The organism is Limosilactobacillus mucosae (assembly GCF_013423865.1).
GTDB lineage: Bacteria > Bacillota > Bacilli > Lactobacillales > Lactobacillaceae > Limosilactobacillus > Limosilactobacillus mucosae.
The window spans coordinates 290,392-309,218 of record NZ_CP058954.1; the positions used below are offsets into that span (position 1 = coordinate 290,392).

Below are 18,827 nucleotides of genomic sequence, written 5' to 3' on the forward strand. Positions count from 1 at the left end.
GACAATGGACGGTAAATTTATTTCATTTGAAGGACCAGATGGAGCGGGTAAAACCAGCGTTATGCGCCAGATTACGGCTGACCTGCAAAAACAGCTGGGATTGGATGGCGTTTTGTATACCAGAGAGCCAGGCGGCAACCATATCGCTGAGCAGATTCGGGATGTCTTGTTTGATGCTCGCAATATCGACATGGATCCGCGCACGGAAGCACTGCTGTTTGCCGCAGCACGGCGCCAGCACCTGGTTGCGGATATCATGCCAGCGCTCAAAAGCGGCAAGGTAATTCTCTGTGATCGCTACGTTGACAGCTCAATTGCCTACCAAGGCGCTGGTCGTGGCCTGGGCGAGGATAACATCTGGCAGATCAATCAGTTTGCAATTGATGGCTTGATGCCGGAACTGACGATTTATCTGGATATTGATTCCGAACTGGGCCTTAAGCGCATCGCGCAGAATCGTGCTGATCAGGTCAACCGCCTGGATGAAGAGGCGCTGTCTTTTCATCGCAAGGTCAGAAGTGCCTATCAGAAGCTGGCGCGACAAAACCCTGATCGCATCGTTACGATTGATGCCAGTCAGCCGCTGACACAGGTGATTTCAGCAACTCGTTTGGCAATTCATCAGCGCTTTGAGCAACTGTTTTAACTAACGCGACTTTTTAAGGAGGGCTTATTATGAAAATGATTATGGCAATCGTTCAACCAAAAGATGCCGGCAAGCTGCGGGATGCTTTTATCGACAACAATATCGGTGCGACCAAGCTGTCATCGACGGGTGGCTTCTTAAGAGAAGGCAACACCACTTATATGGTAGTCGTAGAAGATGATCGGGTTGATGAAGTATTGGAAATCATCAAGCATAATGCCAAGTCGCGTGAACAGTACATGACCCCGGCAGCCCAGATCGACAACGGTTCATCGGCCATTCCGATTAACGTTCAGATTGGGGGAGCCACGGTCTTTATCCTGCCAGTCGAAAAATTTTTACAGTTTTAAGTTGCAAACCGGTCAAGACGAGGTGATTCAAAATGGCAAATGCCACGCAATCAAAATGGCAAGCTGAACGGCTGCAGCCAGCAATCAGTCAGCGTCTAAAAAAAACCATGGTTCAAGGTGAACTGGCACATGCCTATTTGTTTGCAGGCCCGTCTGGATCAGGGAAAAAAGCATTGGCGCAGTGGATGGCCCTGCGCCTTTTTTGTGAACAGCCGCAAGATGGTGAGCCGGATGGAACCTGCAGCGAGTGTCAGCGAATTCTTTCTGGCAATCATCCTGATGTGGTGACTGCAGCTCCAGATGGTCGGCAGATCAAGGTCGATACGATTCGGCGCTTAAAGGCAGAATTTACCAAGAGTGGCGTAGAAGGCAGTCAAAAACTGTTCATCATTGAAGATGCCGAAAAAATGACGACAAGTGCTGCCAATAGTCTGTTAAAATTTATTGAAGAGCCGCTGCCTGGCATTTATATTCTGCTTTTGACGACCAATAAAAGTGCCGTTTTGCCAACGATTCGTTCGCGCACCCAGATTATTGAGCTGCAGCCGCTGCCTAAAAAGATTCTGCGGGAGATGTTGGATCAAGCTGAGATTCCCGTTGGCCTGCAGTCGATTGCGTTAGGGTTAACCGATTCAACGGCGCGGATTAAAGAATGGATGGAAGACGACTGGCTCAATCAAGCGGTTCAAGCTGTCGTGCAGTGGTACAAAGAATGTGGTCGGGCTGATCTGGTAGCCTTTGTCACGGTTCAGACAACGCTTTTGAAAGTGGCTGGCGATCGTGAAAAACAAGGATTGATCCTGGATTTGATGGCTTTGATCTGGCGCGATACGCTGATGGTAGCCAATGGCGCTGATGAAGTCGATGATCTGCATTTCAATGACCAATTGACGATGATCAAAGAAATCGCGCAGCACTATCGACTGGATCAATTACTGAAGGTCAGCGAACTGACGCTTGAAACCAGGCATTTAATGGATCAGAACATTTCATTTCAAAATACGGCCGAGCAACTTTCACTGCGCATTATCAATGTCTTGCAGCGATAGAAATGGGGAAAGACACAAATGAGTGAGCGAGTAGACAAAAGCAAGATTTATGAACGATTCACCAGAGTTACCAAGCAAACCAAGGATCTAGTCGACAGCATGGAAGAATTGCAGTCAATGATGACGGCGGTTCTGGAAGAAAATGCTGAGCTGTCGATTGAAAACGAGCATCTGCATCAAATGCTCAAACAAAAGCATCAGCAGGCAACCAAAGACGGCTTGACCGATTCAAGACGCAACCTGCAAAAGTTGTATCAAGAAGGCTTTCATGTCTGCAATGAATACTATGGCAAGCGATTGGATGAAGACGATTCATGCGCGTTTTGTCTGGATGCAATCTATGGGCGCCACGATCAGCCGCAAAAGTAAGGGTGATATTTATGCAACAGATTCGCAGTTTTACTGATAATGAAACGGGACGACTCTATTTGGTGCCAACGCCAATCGGCAATCTTGACGATATGACGTTTCGAGCCGTCAAGACGCTGGCAGCAGTTGATTTGATTGCTTCCGAGGATACGCGGCATACGCAGATGCTTTTGAATCATTTTGAGATTGATACCAAACAGATCAGCTTTCATGAGCATAATACCGAACAGCGAATTCCACAGCTGATTGAGCTTTTAAAGCAAGGCAAGTCGATTGCACAGTGCAGTGATGCCGGCATGCCATCAATCTCTGATCCAGGTCGGGAACTGGTTGCAGCAGCGGTTGAAGCCGGTCTGCAGGTCGTTGCACTGCCTGGCGCTAATGCGGGGATTACGGCCTTGATTGCCTCTGGTCTTAACCCGCAGCCATTTTATTTTTGTGGTTTCTTAAGCCGCAAGCATCAGCAGCAGATTGCAGAATTGACGCCGTTAAATCAACACCAGGAAACGATGATCTTTTATGAGGCACCTCATCGACTGGCCAAAACGCTGAGTTCGATGGCCGAGGTTTTTGGTCGGGATCGCAAGGCAGTCTTGGCAAGAGAGCTAACCAAGCGTTATGAGGAGTTTTGTCGCGGGTCACTGGAGGAATTGATTCAGTGGGCAGATGAGCATCAGATTCGCGGTGAGTTTGTGATTCTGGTGGCCGGCAATGATCATCCCGACCAGCCAGCTGATGATTCGGTCAGTCTCAGTCTAAAAGAGCAGATCGACCAAGAGATTCAGCATGGTCTTTCAACCAATGCGGCTATCAAGCTGGTTGCCAAGCGCAATCAGATCAAGCGCCAGGATTTGTATCGGCAGTACCATGAGCTTTAAGATGAGGTGAGACGATGGCATTGAAAGCCCCTTTGGCATATGAAACCAAGCATCATTTAAGTTACTATGAATGCGATGCAACCGGCCATCCCAGCTTAAGCATGCTGATCAGTATGGCCGTGCAGGTATCAGAAGAACACGGCAATTCGCTGGGCCTGGATACAGCAGCCATTCAAAGCTATGGCGGCGGCTGGGTGATTACCAGCTATGAAGGATCCTTTGCCGCACGACAGCCGATTAATGGCGAAGAGTTGATTCTGGGCACGCGGGCGATTGCCAATAATCGTTTCTTTGCCCTGCGCGAATTTTGGATTCAATCAGCTGATCGTCAAGTTGAGTATGTTCGCTTAACCGGGCTGTTCGTTTATATGAACCTGCAGACGCGTCATTTAATGTCGATCCCACAAGCGGTCATTGAACCTTATCATGGTCCGGAAAAGAAGCGGCTGCCTAGATTGGCTAAGGCTCGCGAACTTCAAGACGTTAGATGTAAAAACGACTACCATGTTCGATTCTTTGATATTGACTCAAATCGTCACGTCAATAATGCTCGCTACTTTGACTGGATGCAGGATCCGCTGGGGGCAGAATTTTTAACGCGCCATCAGCTGAAGCATATGACGATGCGCTATGAAAAAGAAGTGCGCTATGGCCAGACCATCACCAGTGAGATCAGCAGTCCCTATCGCAATGAAAATGGTGAGTTGACCACTGATCATCGAATTGTTGTTGATGGTCAGCTGGCGGCGGCCTCAACGATGACTTGGAATGAATAAAATATGTAAAATCGCGTCTGTCAAGCCGGCAGAGGCGATTTTTTAGTATGATGAACGGCTTTGACACGATGCAATTTTGGCTTTTCACATTATTTACACTGCAAAAAAGTTTTAAGGCCCAAACAGGCTGAAATTGGTGGTATTCTTTATATATAACAGATAAAAAGGGCATTCAATGAATAAAATCATGTGAGGAGTGTTAATTTGAAAAATTCGTTATTTGGGATTATTTTCCTAGAGCCGGATCGCTTGACGCTTCGGATTGTAGAGCTCCCAACCCTTAAAATCATCACCGAGGTCCAATCAGGGGCCTTGATCGTTGGCAGTCATAATGTTGCCAACTATGCACAAAACATGCAGGCTATTGTTGATAATCTTCAAGGTTTTCAACGAATTCTGCATGAATATCAAGTTGAAAAATTTGCCTTTTATGGCTCTTTAGAAGATTTAAACATGGTCGAGGCTCGCTATATTGCCGAGCAATTAAAAGTCAGGACTGATTTGAATATTGAATGGCTCAGCAACAATCAGCTGATGGCCAGTGCCTTGGCAGCCGTAATGGCCCAGATGCCGCGGTTCAACGAGCTTAGTAAAAAGGCGTTGTATATTTTGACGATTGGCCTGAATACGACGCGACTTTCCTATTTCCGCCATGGCAAGTTTCAGACGTCATGGGATATTGACCTGGGCGAGGCGCGCGTCAACCACCTGGCCCAAACGCTGCGCCAGACGACGACGACGCCAAGCGAGATTATTCTGGACTATATTTCAAGCAAGCTGGAATATCTAGTGCCAGAACTGCGGCATGTCAAAAATTCCAATCTGCTGATTCATAACGTGGGAACGATGGCTCAAAGCTACGTTAAGCCAGATGAGATGCTGGGCAAGGTGCCGCGTGAAGACTTTGAAAAACGCTACCAACGAATCGTCAGCTCGTCTAATCAGTTCATTATCAATCATTACAATGTCGATGAGCAAAGCGTCAACTGGGTATTGCCCAACTACCTGGTAATTTCGCGCACCATTCATCTGTTGGATGCACAGCGGATCTATGCCACCAGTCTGCACATTTTAGATGGCCTGACGATTATGCAGCTGGGTGATCGCTCACTGGTTGACAACATGATCCGAACCTCAGCAGCCAACATGGCGCAGCGCTATGGGGCCGACACAGCGCATTCAACGTTTGTTACCAGAGTTGCGCTGCAGCTGTTTGATGCTCTGCAGCCGATTCACCGGCTTGATCGGCATGATCGCCTGCTTTTAGAGATTGCCTGCAAGATTGAAGATATCGGCAATTTTATCAATCCACAAGGGCACTATCGGCATTCGCAATACATCTTAGAATCTAATCCGTTGATTGGGCTTTCGGCTGATGATAACCGTACGATTGCTGAAGTAGCGCGCTATCACAGTTCTGAGAGTCCTGACGTTGCGCAGGCCCACTATCGGCATATGGATGATGACATTCAAATGCCAGTTGCCAAATTGGCGGCAATTCTTAGGGTAGCGGACTCGCTTGATGACTCGCGTCTGCAGAAGATTTCACGAATTGAGCTGCGCCTGCAGGATGAACGCTTGCTGATCACGGCACATGCCAATGACGATCTGGTCTTGGAAAAGTGGGCCTTTCAACGAAAGAACCAGCTGTTTACCGATGTCTATGGCCTAAAGCCAGAATTAATTGCCAAGGAAGGGGAATGAAATGATGTATAAAGATTTTTATCAGCCGCAAAACTACGTCAACCGTGAGCTTTCTTGGATTGACTTTAATGGTCGGGTCTTAGAAGAAGCGCTGGCCCCAGAAAATCCGCTGCTGGAGCGGGCTAATTTCCTGGGGATTACGCAAAGCAACGTGGACGAGTTCTTTATGGTACGAGTTGCCTCGCTGCATAAGCTTTCGGCCGCCAACGTTACGACAACCGATGCTTCAGGTATGACGCCCAAAGAGCAGCTGGACGCGGTTAATGAAAAAGAACACGGCATGGTTGAGCAGCGCTATCAGATTTATAATGATCAGCTGCTGCCAGAACTGGCATCACAAAATATTCAAATTCTACATGTCAGAAATTTGAATGCTGAACAATATGAATACGTTCGTCGTTACTTTAACGAGGAATTAATGCCGGTACTGACGCCAATGGCTGATGATACATCGCGGCCATTTCCTTTTATCTCCAACAATTCGCTCAACATTGCAGTTAAATTGGAGCGCGATCCGGAAAGCCTGCACGTTAAAGAGCACGAAATCCTGGAAGGCGATCAGGAGATTCAAGGCCGCTCTCAAGAACCTCATGACGAGAATACTGAAAATGAAGAGAAATTTGCGACGGTGCGTGTTCCTGAGATCTATAAGCGTCTGGTCAAGCTGCCAGGCGAAAACCAGTTTGTCTTATTGGATGAATTGATTAAGGAATTTTTGTCGGTGCTCTTTCCCGGCTATCGCATCATTTCTTCTGGTACCTATCGGGTCATGCGGGATATGGATCTGGACGTTGCCGAAGAAGATACGTCTGATCTATTGCGGGCCGTTCAGCATCAACTGCGGGAGCGTGAACATGGTCATGTCATGCGCTTGGAGGTTGAGCGTGATATTGATCCATGGTTGGAAAATCATCTGATTAAGAACCTGCATGTAAATGAAACGGCGGTCTACCGCGTCAATGGACCAGTCGATCTGACGTTTTTAAAGAAGCTTTCCGGCATGGTCAAAGGACACGATGAGCTGCGTTATCAGCCGTTCAAAGCGCACCTCGATCCGCGCTTTGATATGGATCATAATATCTTTGAGGCAATTCGCACCAAAGATCATCTGGTTCAGCATCCTTATGATGATTTTCAATCGGTCGTCAATTTCATTCATCAAGCGGCCACTGATGACCAGGTTTTGGCAATTAAGATGACCTTGTATCGTGTTTCGGGCAATTCGCCGATCATTAAGTATCTGGGGATGGCTGCTCAGCAAGGCAAGCAGGTTACGGTTTTGGTTGAAGTCAAGGCACGGTTTGATGAACAAAACAACGTTCGCTGGGCGCGGCGTCTGGAACGAATGGGCTGTCACGTTATCTATGGTCTGGTTGGCTTAAAGACGCACTGTAAGCTGGCATTGGTTATTCGGCGTGACGAGGATGGCATCCGGCGCTACATGCATCTGGGGACTGGTAACTATAATGATGTTACGGCTCATTTCTACACCGATATGGGACTGTTTACGTGCGACTACGAACTGGGCGAAGACATAACTAACCTGTTCAATATGCTTTCAGGATTTGCTCGGCCACGCTACTTCCATAAGCTGCGAGTCTCACCAGATGGCATTCGGGAGTTTATTGATGGCAAGATTGATGAGCAGATCAAGATTGCTAAGGCCGGCAGTCCAGCTTTGATTCGCATGAAGATGAACTCGCTGTCTGACAAGCAGATTATCGCGCGGCTTTATGAAGCGGCTGCGGCAGGCGTTAAGATTCAGCTGCTGATTCGCGGAATTACCTGTCTGCGCAATGATCTGCCTCAGCTGCATGAAAATATTGAGGTTCATTCAATCGTGGGGCGTTTTTTGGAACACTCACGGATCTATTACTTCAAGGGCAACGGTCATGAAGAAATCTATCTGGCCAGTGCTGATATGATGACGCGCAATCTGAATCGGCGGGTTGAGGAGCTGTTCCCAGTTTTGGAAAGTGATACTAAGGCACGGGCAATCGATATTTTTGACAAGATGTGGCAAGATAATGTCAAGACACGAATTCTGCACGGCAACAAGTATGAACGAATTGACCGCGGCAAGACGCAGCCGTTTAGCTGTCAAGAATACTTTATTGCGCAAGCTCAGGCAGCTAACCGGGCTGATAAAAAGGAAACGGAACAGCATCAAGCAGCCAGTGCCTTTCAACCAATGACGCGTCATGTATCCAAGCTGCATTTGAACGATGAAGAGGACAATGCGCATGATTAATCTAGCGGTTATTGATCTGGGCTCGAATTCGGTTCGGCTGCGAATTACCGAAATTGACGAGTCTGGTAATTATAATTTGGTAAGCTATGAAAAAGAATATGTTCGTCTTTCAGAAAACATGGGGCCAGAAAAAATGCTCAAGCCGGCGCCAATGGATCGAACGATAAAAGCACTGCAGCATTTTAAGCAGCTCTGCATGGCGTTGGAAAACGTTCGGGTGATTGCGGTTGCCACGGCTGCCGTTCGCCAGGCTGCCAACCAGACGGAATTCTTAAAGCGGGTCAAGGCAGAGACCGGTTTTAGCTTTAAGGTAATCTCTGGTGAGCGGGAGGCTTATCTGGACTATGTTGGCGTTACCAGAACTCTGCCGATTAAAAACGGATTGATTATTGATACTGGTGGCGCCAGCATGGAATTGATCTATGTCGATGACGGACAGGCTGAAGAAATCATCAGTCTGCCGATCGGTGCGGTGCTGCTTTCTCAAAAATATCATCTGGATGATCAGATTAACTCTGCTGATTTGTTTGATGCCATCGTTAGAGTTGATCACGCGCTGGGACCTCAGCACTGGCTGCAGCGGGCCCGACACCAAGAAGTCGTGGCCCTGGGTGGCAGCAATCGAGCTCTGGCTAAGATCTATCGCTGGCAGCTGGAGGCTCAGGGCAAAGGTCGTCAACCCGTTCATGGTCTAAAAATGTCGACGGCTGATGCCAATCGCATCATGCACTCGCTGCTTGCAATGGATAAAAAGCAGCGGGCCAGCGTTCATGGCATTGCTTCTGAGCGGGCTGACGTAATTATTGGCGGCCTGCTGCCATTAATGGCGATTCTGCGGCAGTTGGACGTCAAGCAGCTGACATTTAGCAATAATGGGCTGCGGGAAGGATTAATGTTTAAGTTCTTGGACCATGAAATTATGAGCAGTATCGTTCAGCCGCTGACGGATTAAATTTTTAAAGATTGATATCAAATAGTTTTTTACTAAAATTTTATGTTATAATTTTACCAAGAGAGAAATGAAGAGGTAAACCCGTCAAGATAAGGGAGGAAAACACTTTGGCTATTTTAGTTGCAGGTGGGGCCGGATACATTGGCTCACACATGGTTAAAGATTTAATTGAACATGGGTATGACGTGGTCGTTGCAGACAACCTTTCAACGGGACACAAAAAGGCCATCAATCCAAAGGCTAAGTTCTACTATGGTGACATTCGCGATCGTGCCTTTCTGGATCGGATTTTCGTTAATGAAGAGATTGAAGCCGTAGTTCACTTTGCGGCCTTCTCAATCGTTCCCGAATCAATGAGTGAGCCTTTGAAGTACTTTGACAACAACACGAGTGGCATGGTTACGCTTTTGGAAGCCATGCGCGACTTTGGCGTTAAGTACATTGTCTTCAGCTCAACGGCGGCTACTTATGGTACGCCGGAACACATGCCAATTAAAGAAACCGATCCGCAAAAGCCAATCAATCCATATGGTCTGTCCAAGCTGATGATGGAACAAATGATGGCATGGGCTGACAAGGCTTATGGCATTAAATTCGTGGCGCTGCGCTACTTCAACGTGGCTGGGGCTGCTCCAGACGGTACGATTGGCGAGGATCATGGTCCCGAAACGCACCTGGTTCCAATCATCATGCAGGTTGCTCAAGGCAAGCGCAAAGAACTCAGCATCTTTGGCGATGACTACGATACCCCAGATGGTACCAACGTGCGTGACTACGTTCATGTTATGGATCTGGCTGATGCTCATATTCTGGCTTTGCAGTATCTGAAGAAGAACAATCAATCCAACCAATTCAACCTGGGCTCTTCAACCGGCTTTTCCAACAAGCAGATGCTGGAAGCGGCTCGTGAGGTTACGGGTAAGGAGATTCCAGCTAAAATGGCGCCTCGTCGTCCTGGGGATCCAGACTCGTTGGTTGCGGCCAGTGAAAAGGCACGTGAAGTCTTGGGTTGGAAGCCGAAATTTGATGACGTGCACGATATCATTGCAACGGCTTGGAAGTGGCACTCCACGCATCCAAAGGGTTATGACGACCGCAACAATTAAAAATCAAATATTAATTGCTTAATTAAAGATGAGTACGCTAAGAGCTAAAAAGCTTGCCGTACTCATTTTTTAGTTGTGTGATAAAATTGCTAAGTACGAAAGGAACGAGAAACTAATGAAAATACTTGCAATTGATACCTCTAATCACCCAATGAGCGTGGCATTGGTAGAAGACGATCAGCTTCTAGCCACAACGACGCTTAATATGGTCCGCAACCACAGCATTTTTCTTTTACCGGTAATTGATGATCTGTTTCAAAAAGTTCAATGGCAGCCCCAAGACTTGGATCGGGTCGTAGTTGCCCAGGGTCCGGGATCATATACCGGCATCCGCATTGCAGTAACTACTGCCAAGGTGCTTGCCGATACTTTGGACATCGAATTGACAGGCGTCTCCAGCTTAAAGACGGTGGCGGCTAACCTGCCTTCAGCAACTGACGCCTTGATCGTGCCATTTTTTGATGCACGACGCGGCAATGTTTTTGCGGGGGTCTATCGGTGGCAAGATGATCAGCTGGTCAGCGTATTGCCTGATCAGCACCTGTCAATGCAGGCCTTGCTGGATCAATTGGCAAAACTTGAAAAACCGGTCTTAATGGCAGGCGAACTGACTGACCGTTTGCAAAAGCAGCTCAAAACCGTGCCTGAGCAGCTGAAGTTTTTACCGTCTGCATTTAGCATTCCGTCAACCTATCAGCTGGCCTTGCTGGGGGAAAAGGCAGCACCGGTTAAAAACATTGATGCATTTGTGCCGCAATACTTAAGAATTACCGAGGCCGAGGCAGTTTGGCACTACCAGCACCCCGACGCTCCACAGCAGGATTATGTTCGAGAAGTTTAAGAATTGGCTGGAACAGGTTGGCAGCACTGACCGGATGCCAATGACGTTTGCCAGCCGTTCGATCAGACTTAATCATCAATCTGGTACGATCAGTCAGGCTAAAGAAGCTGATATTGCTGCCATGGTGCATATTGAGGAACTGATCTATGGCGTGGCACCGTGGAATCGAGCAGCATTTGCAGCGGATCTGAAGAAAAGTGATCGGCTGTATCTAGTGCTGAAAAATGCCAATGGGGACGTCCTGGGCTTTATCGGCTGTTCATTTGACTGGAATCGTGCTGATGCTCATATTACCAACTTTGGCGTGCATCCCGCTTTTCAAAGACAGGGACTGGGAACCTACCTGCTGCAGACGACCAGGCAGATTGCTCTGGCACAAGCAATGCGCACGATGAGTCTGGAAGTCAGAGTCTCCAACTATCAGGCACAGCGGCTCTATCGACGGATGGGATTTATGGATGGCGAGCTCAAGCGGCATTATTACCTGGACAATCATGAAGACGCGTTGGACATGGTTGCCCAGCTTGAAGAAGTGAAAGGATAGAATAAAGTGGCAAAGAAAAATTTGATTTTGGCGTTTGAAAGCAGTTGTGATGAGACCAGTGTGGCGGTCATTGAGGATGGGCAAAAGATTCTGAGCAATATCGTAGCAACCCAGATTTTGAGTCATCAGCGTTTTGGCGGGGTCGTGCCTGAGGTGGCCAGCCGTCACCATATTGAGCAGATTACCAAATGCATTGATAAGGCACTGAATGAGGCAGTCGTTGACTATGACGACTTAAGTGCGGTCGCGGTTACGTATGGTCCTGGTCTGGTTGGTTCGCTGTTGGTAGGCGTGACGGCTGCCAAGATGGTTGCCTGGGCTCATCAACTGCCATTGGTGCCGGTTAATCATATGGCTGGCCATCTATACGCGGCTCGTTTTGAAAACCAGTTTGCCTATCCGCAGCTGGCACTTTTGGTTTCGGGCGGACACACAGAACTGGTTTACATGGCCAGTGAACACGAATACGAGATCATTGGCGAAACGCGTGATGATGCGGCCGGAGAAGCTTATGACAAGATTGGCCGAGTGTTAGGCGTCAACTATCCAGCCGGTAAGACGATTGATGAGTGGGCAGCCAAAGGATCCGATACATTCCATTTCCCGCGGGCGATGGAAAAAGAGGACAACTATGACTTCAGCTTCAGTGGTCTTAAAAGCGCCTTTATCAACACCGTACACAATGCCAATCAGCGTGGTCAAAAGCTGGATAAATATGATCTGGCGGCCAGCTTTCAGCAGAGCGTAGTCGACGTATTAGCAGAAAAGACGATGCGGGCCTTGAGCGACTACCCTGTCAAGCAGCTGATCCTGGCTGGGGGCGTAGCAGCTAACCACGGCCTGCGTAAGCGTTTAGAGCGCGACTTAAAAGAGCAGCATCCAGAAGTAGAGCTTTTGATGGCGCCATTGAAACTATGTGGCGACAACGCGGCCATGATTGGGGCAGCCGGTTGGGTAAACTATCTGCATGGCGATCGCGCCGGTTGGGATCTCAATGCAGTTCCTGGGCTCTCGTTTGCAAGAAGCAATGCCAACCCGGATCTGGCAATAAAATAAACTAGACAGTATTAAAAGAGCTTGTGTTTTCGTTACGAAACATAAGCTCTTTTTTGCAATAAATTTTGATAATCAAAATATTTTTATAAAACTTTTCCACAAGATATGACTGATAATTCATATTTATTAACGGGCATCATACTTGTGTTCAATAATGTTATTTTGAGACATCAAAAGATATTTTAGTGCCTTCGATAACCGCTTTCATCGAGTGAATGAAGGTTGACTAAAAATTTGAATGACATATAATTCGATTATCGAATACTTTGATACTCGAAATACTTTTTTGAAGGCAGGTGACAAAATTGGCACTGATGACGGCACAAGAAATCATGGATCTGATTCCCAATCGCTATCCGATCTGCTATATCGATTATGTCGATGCCATGGAACCTGGAAAGAGCATTACCGCGACTAAAAACGTTACGATCAATGAATCATTTTTCCAAGGTCACTTTCCTGGCAACCCGGTTATGCCGGGAGTCTTGATAATTGAAACACTGGCCCAGGCAGCATCGATTCTGATTCTGAAATCACCAGAGTTTTTCAAGAAAACGGCATATCTGGGAGCGATTCACAATGCTAAGTTTCGCCAGATGGTGCGGCCGGGCGATGTCGTAAAGCTTGAGATCGAAATGATTAAAAAGCGGCGGCAAATGGGGATTGTCAAGGCAGTAGCCAAGGTCTTGGACAAAAAGGTCTGCAGCGCTGAATTGGTCTTTGTAGTGGCGGATCGCCAAGCTAAGATTTAGCCGCGGTTTAGTCTATAATGTATTTTGATAATCAAACTATTTGAGCTGTTAAGCAAAGGAGAAAATACATTATGAATGACGACTACCAAGAAATTAACCAGGCATTGGTGCGGGTCTATAACGGGATCTTATGGGTTGAAGAACACAAGCTGCGTAAAAGCATGTTTCGTGATTTGACGATCAAAGAGATGCACGCAATCGATGCAATCACCATGTACAATCACCAGACCGTTTCGCAGGTTGCGCAAAAGCTGCATGTCTCACCAGGTACGATGACGGCAACGGCTGATCGGCTGGTGAAAAAGGGCTATGTAGAACGCTATCGTGATGAAGAGGATCGGCGCGTGATTCGGCTTGGCTTGACTCATAAGGGCCGCGTACTGTTTCGTGCGCACCGTGCCTTTCACAACATGATGGTTAAGGGCTTTTTAAAAGATATGAACGATGAAGAGCTGAAAGTCGTTCGCAAGGCGTTGCGCAACTTGGAAGATTTTCTGGATGAACATGCCTGAGAGGATGAGAAAGCCTTTGGAAGACTTAAAAATCGTACAGACAGCCAGCTGGGTTCCTGATCAGGTCATTGATAATGATGACTTGAGTCGGATTATGGATACCTCTGACGATTGGATTCAATCAAGAACCGGAATCAAGCGGCGGCATATCAGCAAGCATGAGAATACGGCTGATCTGGCATCTAAAACCGGTCAGCTGCTCTTAGAAAAAAGCGGCTGGCAGGCTGAGGAGCTTGATCTGATTTTAGTAGCTACCATGTCGCCGGATGCCTATGCGCCTTCAACGGCCGCGATCGTTCAAGGCCGACTGCAGGCCAAAAATGCAGTTGCCTTTGACGTTTCGGCGGCCTGCTCGGGATTTGTCTATGGCTTGGCAGTTGCCAGTCAGATGATGAGTACGGGAATGGTAAAAAAGGCCATGGTAATTGGCAGTGAGGTCTTAAGCAAGCTGATTGACTGGCATGATCGAACGACTGCCGTTTTATTCGGTGATGGTGCTGGGGGCGTCTTATTAGAAAAAGTGCCGGTTAAAGCACCAACCCTATTAGGACTGCAGCTGAAGACCTTTGGCGAGCTGAGCAATGAGCTGAGTGCCGGCATGACGAGTTCGGGAAATACCTTCCCTAAATCCCTGACTGAACTGACACCATTTAAGATGAATGGACGCGCGGTCTACCGTTTTGCCACGCATGAGGTACCTGAATCAATTTTGCAGGCCAGTGCTCAAAATAAGCTGACGCTGGATCAGATTGATGTTTTTTTGCTGCATCAGGCCAATGCCCGCATTATCAAGCAGGTAGCCAAGCGCCTCAAGCAGCCTTTAGAAAAGTTTCCCATCAACATTGCTGAATATGGCAATACTTCTGCTGCCAGCGAACCGATTCTTTTAGACGAATGCGTTGAAAAAGGAATGATCAAACGAGGCGATATTTTAGCCTTGAGCGGTTTTGGCGGCGGTCTGACGACGGGAACGATTATTTTAAGATACTGATTTTGAACAAATAAAAAGAAATGAGGATAAACAAATGACTAAAGAAGAAATTTTTGCAACGGTAAAAGAAATCGCAGCTGAAGAACTGGATATCGATGAAGCCAAGATCGTGCTAGATGCCAAAATCAAAGAAGATCTGGAAGCAGATAGTCTGGACGTTTTTGAAATCATGAACGAACTGGAAGACAAGTTTGACATTGAACTGGATGTTGAAGATGGTGCCGAAACGATTAACGATGTCGTTGAACTGGTAGCCAAGCAGCTGGCAGCCAAGGAAGACTAAGATGCAGCTAGGGATTCTGTTTAGCGGTCAAGGAGCACAAAAACCAGGAATGGGCGGTGACCTGTTGGCTGATGAGACGTTTTCAAAGACGCTGGAGCAGGCCAGTGAGGCAGCTGAACTTGATATCGTCAAGCTTTTGAAGAGCGAAAATGGCGAGCTGAATCAAACCAGATACGTTCAGCCGGCACTGGCAGCTTTTAGCCTGGGAATCTGGCATATGCTGCAGCGTGACCTGCCCAACTTGCCGGCAGCTGGCATGGTCGGCTTGTCGCTGGGGGAATATCCGGCTTTGATGGCGGCTGAATCCTTGGCGATCGATGCTGGCTTTGCTCTGCTTAAGGATCGTGGCCAATATATGCAGAAAGCGGCAGATGAGGTTGCCAGTACGCTGGCGGCAGTCATTGATCCGGATATCGCACAGGTTGAAAAAATCTGTGCGCAGCTGCCAGATGTCTGGGTTGCCAATTACAATTCACCACGACAACTGGTGATCGGCGGTACTCAAGCAGGGATCAAAGAGGCAGTAGAACGGTTAAACACAAGTCAGGCAGCCAAACGGGTGATTAAGCTGAATGTCAGTGGTGCTTTTCATACGCCGCTGTTTGACGGCGCTCGCCAACAGATGAAAGCCCGCCTGCACGACGTTGAATTTAGCCAGCCAAAGGTTCCGGTGATCAGCAATACGATCGTGGCTCCGTTTCAAGCTAAAGAAACAGCAGCTATTTTGGAACGTCAACTGGCGGTACCAACTCATTTTGGCCAGGATCTGCAGTATCTGATTGATCATCAAAAAATTGAAGGAACGCTGGAAATAGGTCCCGGCAAGACGCTCAGCAAATTTGCCAAGCAGGTCGACGCTGGCTTGATCCGGGAACATATCGAAACGCGGCTGGATTATGAGAACTTTGTAAAGGAGCATGCCCAATGGAGCTAACCAATAAAACGGTATTGATTACCGGCAGCTCAAGAGGAATCGGCGCGGCAACGGCACTGGCATTTGCCAAGGCGGGCAGCCGCGTGATCTTGAACGCCCGTCATGAATTGCCAGCCTCACTAAAGCAGCAGCTGGATGAGCTTGGTACTGAATATTGCTTTTTGCCAGGTGACGTAAGTGATGAACATGTCGTCAAGGAACTGACCAAGACCGCGTGGGAAAAGTTTGGCGGAATTGACGTATTGATCAATAATGCCGGCATTACGCGGGATCGCCTGTTGATTGGCATGAAGACGGCAGATTTTGATGAAGTCCTGCAGGTCAACTTGAAAGGACCGTTTTTAATGATTCAGGCGCTGCTTAAAAAGATGTATAAGCAGCGGGCAGGGGTCATCATCAATCTGGCCAGCGTCGTTGGTCTGCATGGTAATGCCGGCCAGGCCAACTATGCTGCCAGCAAAGCGGGAATCATTGGCCTGACTAAAACGGTAGCCAGAGAAGGCGCGCTGCGGGGAATTCGCTGCAACGCTATCGCACCAGGGATGATTGCCAGCGACATGACGGCTGCTATGCCGCAAAAAGCGCAGGACCAGATTTTAGAAAGCCTGCCTTTAAAACGCTTTGGCGAACCGGCAGAAATTGCGCAGACGGCTTTGTTTTTAGCCCAGAATGATTACGTAACCGGTCAGACGATTGTAGTTGATGGCGGGATGACGATTTAGGAGAAGCTTATGACAAGAGTTGTAATTACAGGGATGGGGGCTGTTTCCCCAAACGGCAATGGCTTTGATGAGTTTGTTGAGCACACTTTAGCTGGAAAGATCGGCATCAAGCCAATCACCAAGTTTGATGCCGCGCCAACCGGGATTACGGTAGCTGGTCAGATTGATGATTTTGATCCCAGCGAGGTAGTTGGCAAAAAAGCGGCTCGCCGGATGGATCTTTATTCACAATATGCCATTCAGACGGCAGCTGAAGCAGTTGCGATGGCCGGTATCAATGAAGAAAATACGGCACCTGAAGATCTGGGCGTTATCTATGGCTCGGGAATCGGCGGCTTGACCACGATTCAAGAGCAGGTAATCAAAATGCATGACAAAGGTCCCAAGCGAGTTTCGCCAATGTTTGTGCCAATGGCGATCGCCAACATGGCCGCGGGCAATATTGCGATTCGCTTCAATGCGCAAAATATCTGTACGTCAATCGTAACGGCCTGTGCAACGGGAACCAACTCGATCGGTGAAGCCTATCGTCAGATCAAGGAAGGCCGCGCGCAGGTCATGATTGCCGGTGGCTCAGAAGCTTCAGTCAATGAAATCGGAATTGCCGGGTTTGCCGCTTTGACTGCACTTAGCACGACGACGGATCCTTTGAAAGCTTCACGGCCATTTGACAAGGATCGCAATGGCTTTGTCTTGGGCGAAGGTGGCGCGGCACTGGTTTTGGAGAGCCTTGAGCATGCGCAAAAGCGAGACGCTCAAATCTTAGGCGAGATCGTTGGCTATGGCGCGACTGGCGATGCCTATCACATTACTTCTCCGGATCCAGCAGGTCGTGGTGCGGCAAGAGCCATGCAGCAGGCAATTGACGAAGCTGGGATTGCTCCAGAAAAAGTCGACTACATCAATGCTCATGGTACGGCAACTCATGCCAATGATGCTGGCGAGTCACTGGCCGTCAATCAGGTCTTTGGTAAAGACAGCAAAGTACTGGTCAGCTCAATCAAGGGCATGACCGGGCATCTGCTTGGGGCAGCCGGAGCAATTGAGGCGGTCGTTACCGTTGCCGCGTTGCAAAAAGGCGTGCTGCCGCCAAACGTTGGCTGTGAGAATCAAGATCCGGCCTGTCAGGTCAATCTGGTTGATCAAACCAATCAAAACCAGCCTGATGCCGAATATGCCCTGAGCAACTCATTTGGTTTTGGTGGACATAATGCCGTATTGGCTTTTCGAAAATGGAAGTGATTTTTAATTGGAATTAAAAGACGTTCAGCATTTAATGAAGACGTTTGAGGCCTCAGATACCAGAGAGCTTAAGATTGATGATGGTTCGTTCCATCTCTATCTGAGCAAGAATCAGCAGGCAAATGCCAAAACTGATCTAAGTCCGCAGCCATCCCATGCCGAGTCGGTACGTCCCGTGGCTGCTGCAAGCACTCAGCAGATCAAGGCGCCTTTGGTTGGGACGGTCTATCTGCAGGCCAAGCCAGAACAGCCAGCCTACGTCAAGGTTGGCAGCCAAGTCCACAAAGGCGATGTCGTCTGCATTATCGAGGCAATGAAGATGATGACAGAGGTTAAAAGCGATCAAGACGGCATTATCAGTGCAGTCAAGGTTAAAAATGGCGAGCTGGTAGAGGTTGATCAGCCTTTGTTTGAAGTTACGGAGGGTTAGTCAATGACTGAAACGATTTTGGATTCAAACGCGATTCAAAAGGTCATTCCCCATCGCTATCCGATGCTCTTGATCGATCGCGTAATTGAGTTGGAACCAGGCCAAAAAGCCACGGCAATTCGCAATGTTACCATCAATGAAGAAGTCTTCAACGGTCATTTTCCGCAAAATCCGGTTCTACCAGGTGCACTGATCGTTGAATCATTGGCGCAGACAGGAGCCGTAGCACTTTTGTCAGAGCCTGAGTTCGCAGGCAAGACGGCTTATTTTGGCGGCATCAAGTCAGCTGAGTTTCGCAAGGTCGTTCGTCCTGGCGATACGTTAAGACTTGAAGTCGAGCTGGAAAAGGTTCGCGGTCAAGTCGGGCTGGGCAAGGGCGTAGCAACGGTTGATGGAAAAAAGGCCTGTACCGCAGAGCTTACCTTTTTGATTGGCTAGG

General features: G+C 48.1%; 22 protein-coding genes. All 22 read left to right on the plus strand.

Going from position 1 to position 18,827, the window contains the following annotated elements:
- Nucleotides 1-4 precede the first annotated feature (4 nt).
- The 22 genes from tmk (at nucleotide 5) to fabZ (H0G69_RS01400) (ending at nucleotide 18,826) form a co-directional block, all read left to right on the plus strand.
- Complete coding sequence (gene tmk / locus H0G69_RS01295; RefSeq protein WP_033934295.1) at nucleotides 5-646, plus strand: dTMP kinase; 642 nt, start codon at nucleotides 5-7, stop codon at nucleotides 644-646.
- 29 nt (nucleotides 647-675) lie between these two features.
- Complete coding sequence (locus H0G69_RS01300) at nucleotides 676-996, plus strand: cyclic di-AMP receptor DarA (protein WP_006500469.1); 321 nt, start codon at nucleotides 676-678, stop codon at nucleotides 994-996.
- A gap of 32 nt (nucleotides 997-1,028) precedes the next feature.
- Nucleotides 1,029-2,045 (plus strand): DNA polymerase III subunit delta', encoded by a 1,017-nt coding sequence (holB, locus tag H0G69_RS01305; protein ID WP_180304995.1) that lies wholly within the window; start codon nucleotides 1,029-1,031, stop codon nucleotides 2,043-2,045.
- A gap of 18 nt (nucleotides 2,046-2,063) precedes the next feature.
- Nucleotides 2,064-2,414 (plus strand): DNA replication initiation control protein YabA, encoded by a 351-nt coding sequence (locus H0G69_RS01310; RefSeq protein WP_006500467.1) that lies wholly within the window; start codon nucleotides 2,064-2,066, stop codon nucleotides 2,412-2,414.
- A gap of 11 nt (nucleotides 2,415-2,425) precedes the next feature.
- Nucleotides 2,426-3,292, plus strand: a complete 867-nt coding sequence (gene rsmI, locus H0G69_RS01315) for a 16S rRNA (cytidine(1402)-2'-O)-methyltransferase (RefSeq protein WP_180304996.1) — start codon at nucleotides 2,426-2,428, stop codon at nucleotides 3,290-3,292.
- 14 nt (nucleotides 3,293-3,306) lie between these two features.
- Complete coding sequence (locus H0G69_RS01320; protein ID WP_180304997.1) at nucleotides 3,307-4,068, plus strand: acyl-[acyl-carrier-protein] thioesterase; 762 nt, start codon at nucleotides 3,307-3,309, stop codon at nucleotides 4,066-4,068.
- A gap of 204 nt (nucleotides 4,069-4,272) precedes the next feature.
- Nucleotides 4,273-5,772, plus strand: coding sequence for an exopolyphosphatase (locus tag H0G69_RS01325; protein WP_180304998.1), 1,500 nt, complete (start codon nucleotides 4,273-4,275; stop codon nucleotides 5,770-5,772).
- 4 nt (nucleotides 5,773-5,776) lie between these two features.
- Nucleotides 5,777-8,023, plus strand: a complete 2,247-nt coding sequence (locus H0G69_RS01330; RefSeq protein WP_180305367.1) for an RNA degradosome polyphosphate kinase — start codon at nucleotides 5,777-5,779, stop codon at nucleotides 8,021-8,023.
- Nucleotides 8,016-8,975: a Ppx/GppA family phosphatase gene (locus H0G69_RS01335; RefSeq protein WP_180304999.1), complete on the plus strand. Its 960-nt coding sequence runs from the start codon at nucleotides 8,016-8,018 to the stop codon at nucleotides 8,973-8,975. The genes H0G69_RS01330 and H0G69_RS01335 overlap by 8 nt, the downstream gene beginning before the upstream one ends.
- Before the next feature lie 107 nt (nucleotides 8,976-9,082).
- A complete protein-coding gene (gene galE / locus H0G69_RS01340) occupies nucleotides 9,083-10,081 on the plus strand; it encodes a UDP-glucose 4-epimerase GalE (RefSeq protein WP_033934300.1) in 999 nt (332 codons plus the stop codon).
- A gap of 115 nt (nucleotides 10,082-10,196) precedes the next feature.
- On the plus strand, nucleotides 10,197-10,922 hold the full coding sequence (gene tsaB, locus H0G69_RS01345) for a tRNA (adenosine(37)-N6)-threonylcarbamoyltransferase complex dimerization subunit type 1 TsaB (protein WP_180305000.1): 726 nt from the start codon (nucleotides 10,197-10,199) through the stop codon (nucleotides 10,920-10,922).
- Nucleotides 10,906-11,466: a ribosomal protein S18-alanine N-acetyltransferase gene (gene rimI, locus H0G69_RS01350; RefSeq protein ID WP_033934302.1), complete on the plus strand. Its 561-nt coding sequence runs from the start codon at nucleotides 10,906-10,908 to the stop codon at nucleotides 11,464-11,466. Before tsaB ends, rimI begins: the two co-directional genes overlap by 17 nt.
- A 6-nt stretch (nucleotides 11,467-11,472) precedes the next feature.
- Nucleotides 11,473-12,522 carry a tRNA (adenosine(37)-N6)-threonylcarbamoyltransferase complex transferase subunit TsaD gene (gene tsaD / locus H0G69_RS01355; protein WP_128513103.1) on the plus strand — a complete coding sequence of 350 codons (1,050 nt, stop codon included), beginning with the start codon at nucleotides 11,473-11,475 and terminating at the stop codon, nucleotides 12,520-12,522.
- Between the two features lie 305 nt (nucleotides 12,523-12,827).
- Nucleotides 12,828-13,274, plus strand: coding sequence for a 3-hydroxyacyl-ACP dehydratase FabZ (gene fabZ, locus H0G69_RS01360; RefSeq protein WP_033934303.1), 447 nt, complete (start codon nucleotides 12,828-12,830; stop codon nucleotides 13,272-13,274).
- A 71-nt stretch (nucleotides 13,275-13,345) separates the two neighbouring features.
- A complete protein-coding gene (locus tag H0G69_RS01365) occupies nucleotides 13,346-13,786 on the plus strand; it encodes a MarR family winged helix-turn-helix transcriptional regulator (protein ID WP_180305001.1) in 441 nt (146 codons plus the stop codon).
- Nucleotides 13,787-13,802: 16 nt separating this feature from the next.
- Complete coding sequence (locus tag H0G69_RS01370) at nucleotides 13,803-14,777, plus strand: beta-ketoacyl-ACP synthase III (protein WP_180305002.1); 975 nt, start codon at nucleotides 13,803-13,805, stop codon at nucleotides 14,775-14,777.
- Between the two features lie 34 nt (nucleotides 14,778-14,811).
- Complete coding sequence (locus H0G69_RS01375; RefSeq protein ID WP_006500453.1) at nucleotides 14,812-15,060, plus strand: acyl carrier protein; 249 nt, start codon at nucleotides 14,812-14,814, stop codon at nucleotides 15,058-15,060.
- A 1-nt stretch (nucleotide 15,061) separates the two neighbouring features.
- Entirely contained in the window at nucleotides 15,062-15,994 is a 933-nt protein-coding gene (locus H0G69_RS01380) for an ACP S-malonyltransferase (protein ID WP_180305003.1), read from the plus strand.
- Nucleotides 15,985-16,716 (plus strand): 3-oxoacyl-[acyl-carrier-protein] reductase, encoded by a 732-nt coding sequence (gene fabG, locus H0G69_RS01385; protein ID WP_180305004.1) that lies wholly within the window; start codon nucleotides 15,985-15,987, stop codon nucleotides 16,714-16,716. Before H0G69_RS01380 ends, fabG begins: the two co-directional genes overlap by 10 nt.
- A gap of 9 nt (nucleotides 16,717-16,725) precedes the next feature.
- Nucleotides 16,726-17,958, plus strand: a complete 1,233-nt coding sequence (gene fabF / locus H0G69_RS01390) for a beta-ketoacyl-ACP synthase II (RefSeq protein WP_033934307.1) — start codon at nucleotides 16,726-16,728, stop codon at nucleotides 17,956-17,958.
- Between the two features lie 7 nt (nucleotides 17,959-17,965).
- Nucleotides 17,966-18,388, plus strand: coding sequence for an acetyl-CoA carboxylase biotin carboxyl carrier protein (locus H0G69_RS01395; RefSeq protein WP_034541310.1), 423 nt, complete (start codon nucleotides 17,966-17,968; stop codon nucleotides 18,386-18,388).
- Between the two features lie 3 nt (nucleotides 18,389-18,391).
- On the plus strand, nucleotides 18,392-18,826 hold the full coding sequence (gene fabZ, locus H0G69_RS01400) for a 3-hydroxyacyl-ACP dehydratase FabZ (RefSeq protein WP_180305005.1): 435 nt from the start codon (nucleotides 18,392-18,394) through the stop codon (nucleotides 18,824-18,826).
- The last annotated feature ends 1 nt before the right edge of the window (nucleotide 18,827 follow it).

Excerpts from the sequence above, each read along its gene's own strand:
- tmk (WP_033934295.1), top strand. The coding sequence starts at position 5 with ATGGACGGTAAATTTATTTCATTTGAAGGACCAGATGGAGCGGGTAAA.
- H0G69_RS01300 (WP_006500469.1), top strand. The coding sequence starts at position 676 with ATGAAAATGATTATGGCAATCGTTCAACCAAAAGATGCCGGCAAGCTG.
- holB (WP_180304995.1), top strand. The coding sequence starts at position 1,029 with ATGGCAAATGCCACGCAATCAAAATGGCAAGCTGAACGGCTGCAGCCA.
- H0G69_RS01310 (WP_006500467.1), top strand. The coding sequence starts at position 2,064 with ATGAGTGAGCGAGTAGACAAAAGCAAGATTTATGAACGATTCACCAGA.
- rsmI (WP_180304996.1), top strand. The coding sequence starts at position 2,426 with ATGCAACAGATTCGCAGTTTTACTGATAATGAAACGGGACGACTCTAT.
- H0G69_RS01320 (WP_180304997.1), top strand. The coding sequence starts at position 3,307 with ATGGCATTGAAAGCCCCTTTGGCATATGAAACCAAGCATCATTTAAGT.
- H0G69_RS01330 (WP_180305367.1), top strand. The coding sequence starts at position 5,777 with ATGTATAAAGATTTTTATCAGCCGCAAAACTACGTCAACCGTGAGCTT.
- H0G69_RS01335 (WP_180304999.1), top strand. The coding sequence starts at position 8,016 with ATGATTAATCTAGCGGTTATTGATCTGGGCTCGAATTCGGTTCGGCTG.
- tsaB (WP_180305000.1), top strand. The coding sequence starts at position 10,197 with ATGAAAATACTTGCAATTGATACCTCTAATCACCCAATGAGCGTGGCA.
- rimI (WP_033934302.1), top strand. The coding sequence starts at position 10,906 with ATGTTCGAGAAGTTTAAGAATTGGCTGGAACAGGTTGGCAGCACTGAC.
- H0G69_RS01365 (WP_180305001.1), top strand. The coding sequence starts at position 13,346 with ATGAATGACGACTACCAAGAAATTAACCAGGCATTGGTGCGGGTCTAT.
- H0G69_RS01375 (WP_006500453.1), top strand. The coding sequence starts at position 14,812 with ATGACTAAAGAAGAAATTTTTGCAACGGTAAAAGAAATCGCAGCTGAA.
- H0G69_RS01380 (WP_180305003.1), top strand. The coding sequence starts at position 15,062 with ATGCAGCTAGGGATTCTGTTTAGCGGTCAAGGAGCACAAAAACCAGGA.
- fabG (WP_180305004.1), top strand. The coding sequence starts at position 15,985 with ATGGAGCTAACCAATAAAACGGTATTGATTACCGGCAGCTCAAGAGGA.
- fabF (WP_033934307.1), top strand. The coding sequence starts at position 16,726 with ATGACAAGAGTTGTAATTACAGGGATGGGGGCTGTTTCCCCAAACGGC.
- fabZ (WP_180305005.1), top strand. The coding sequence starts at position 18,392 with ATGACTGAAACGATTTTGGATTCAAACGCGATTCAAAAGGTCATTCCC.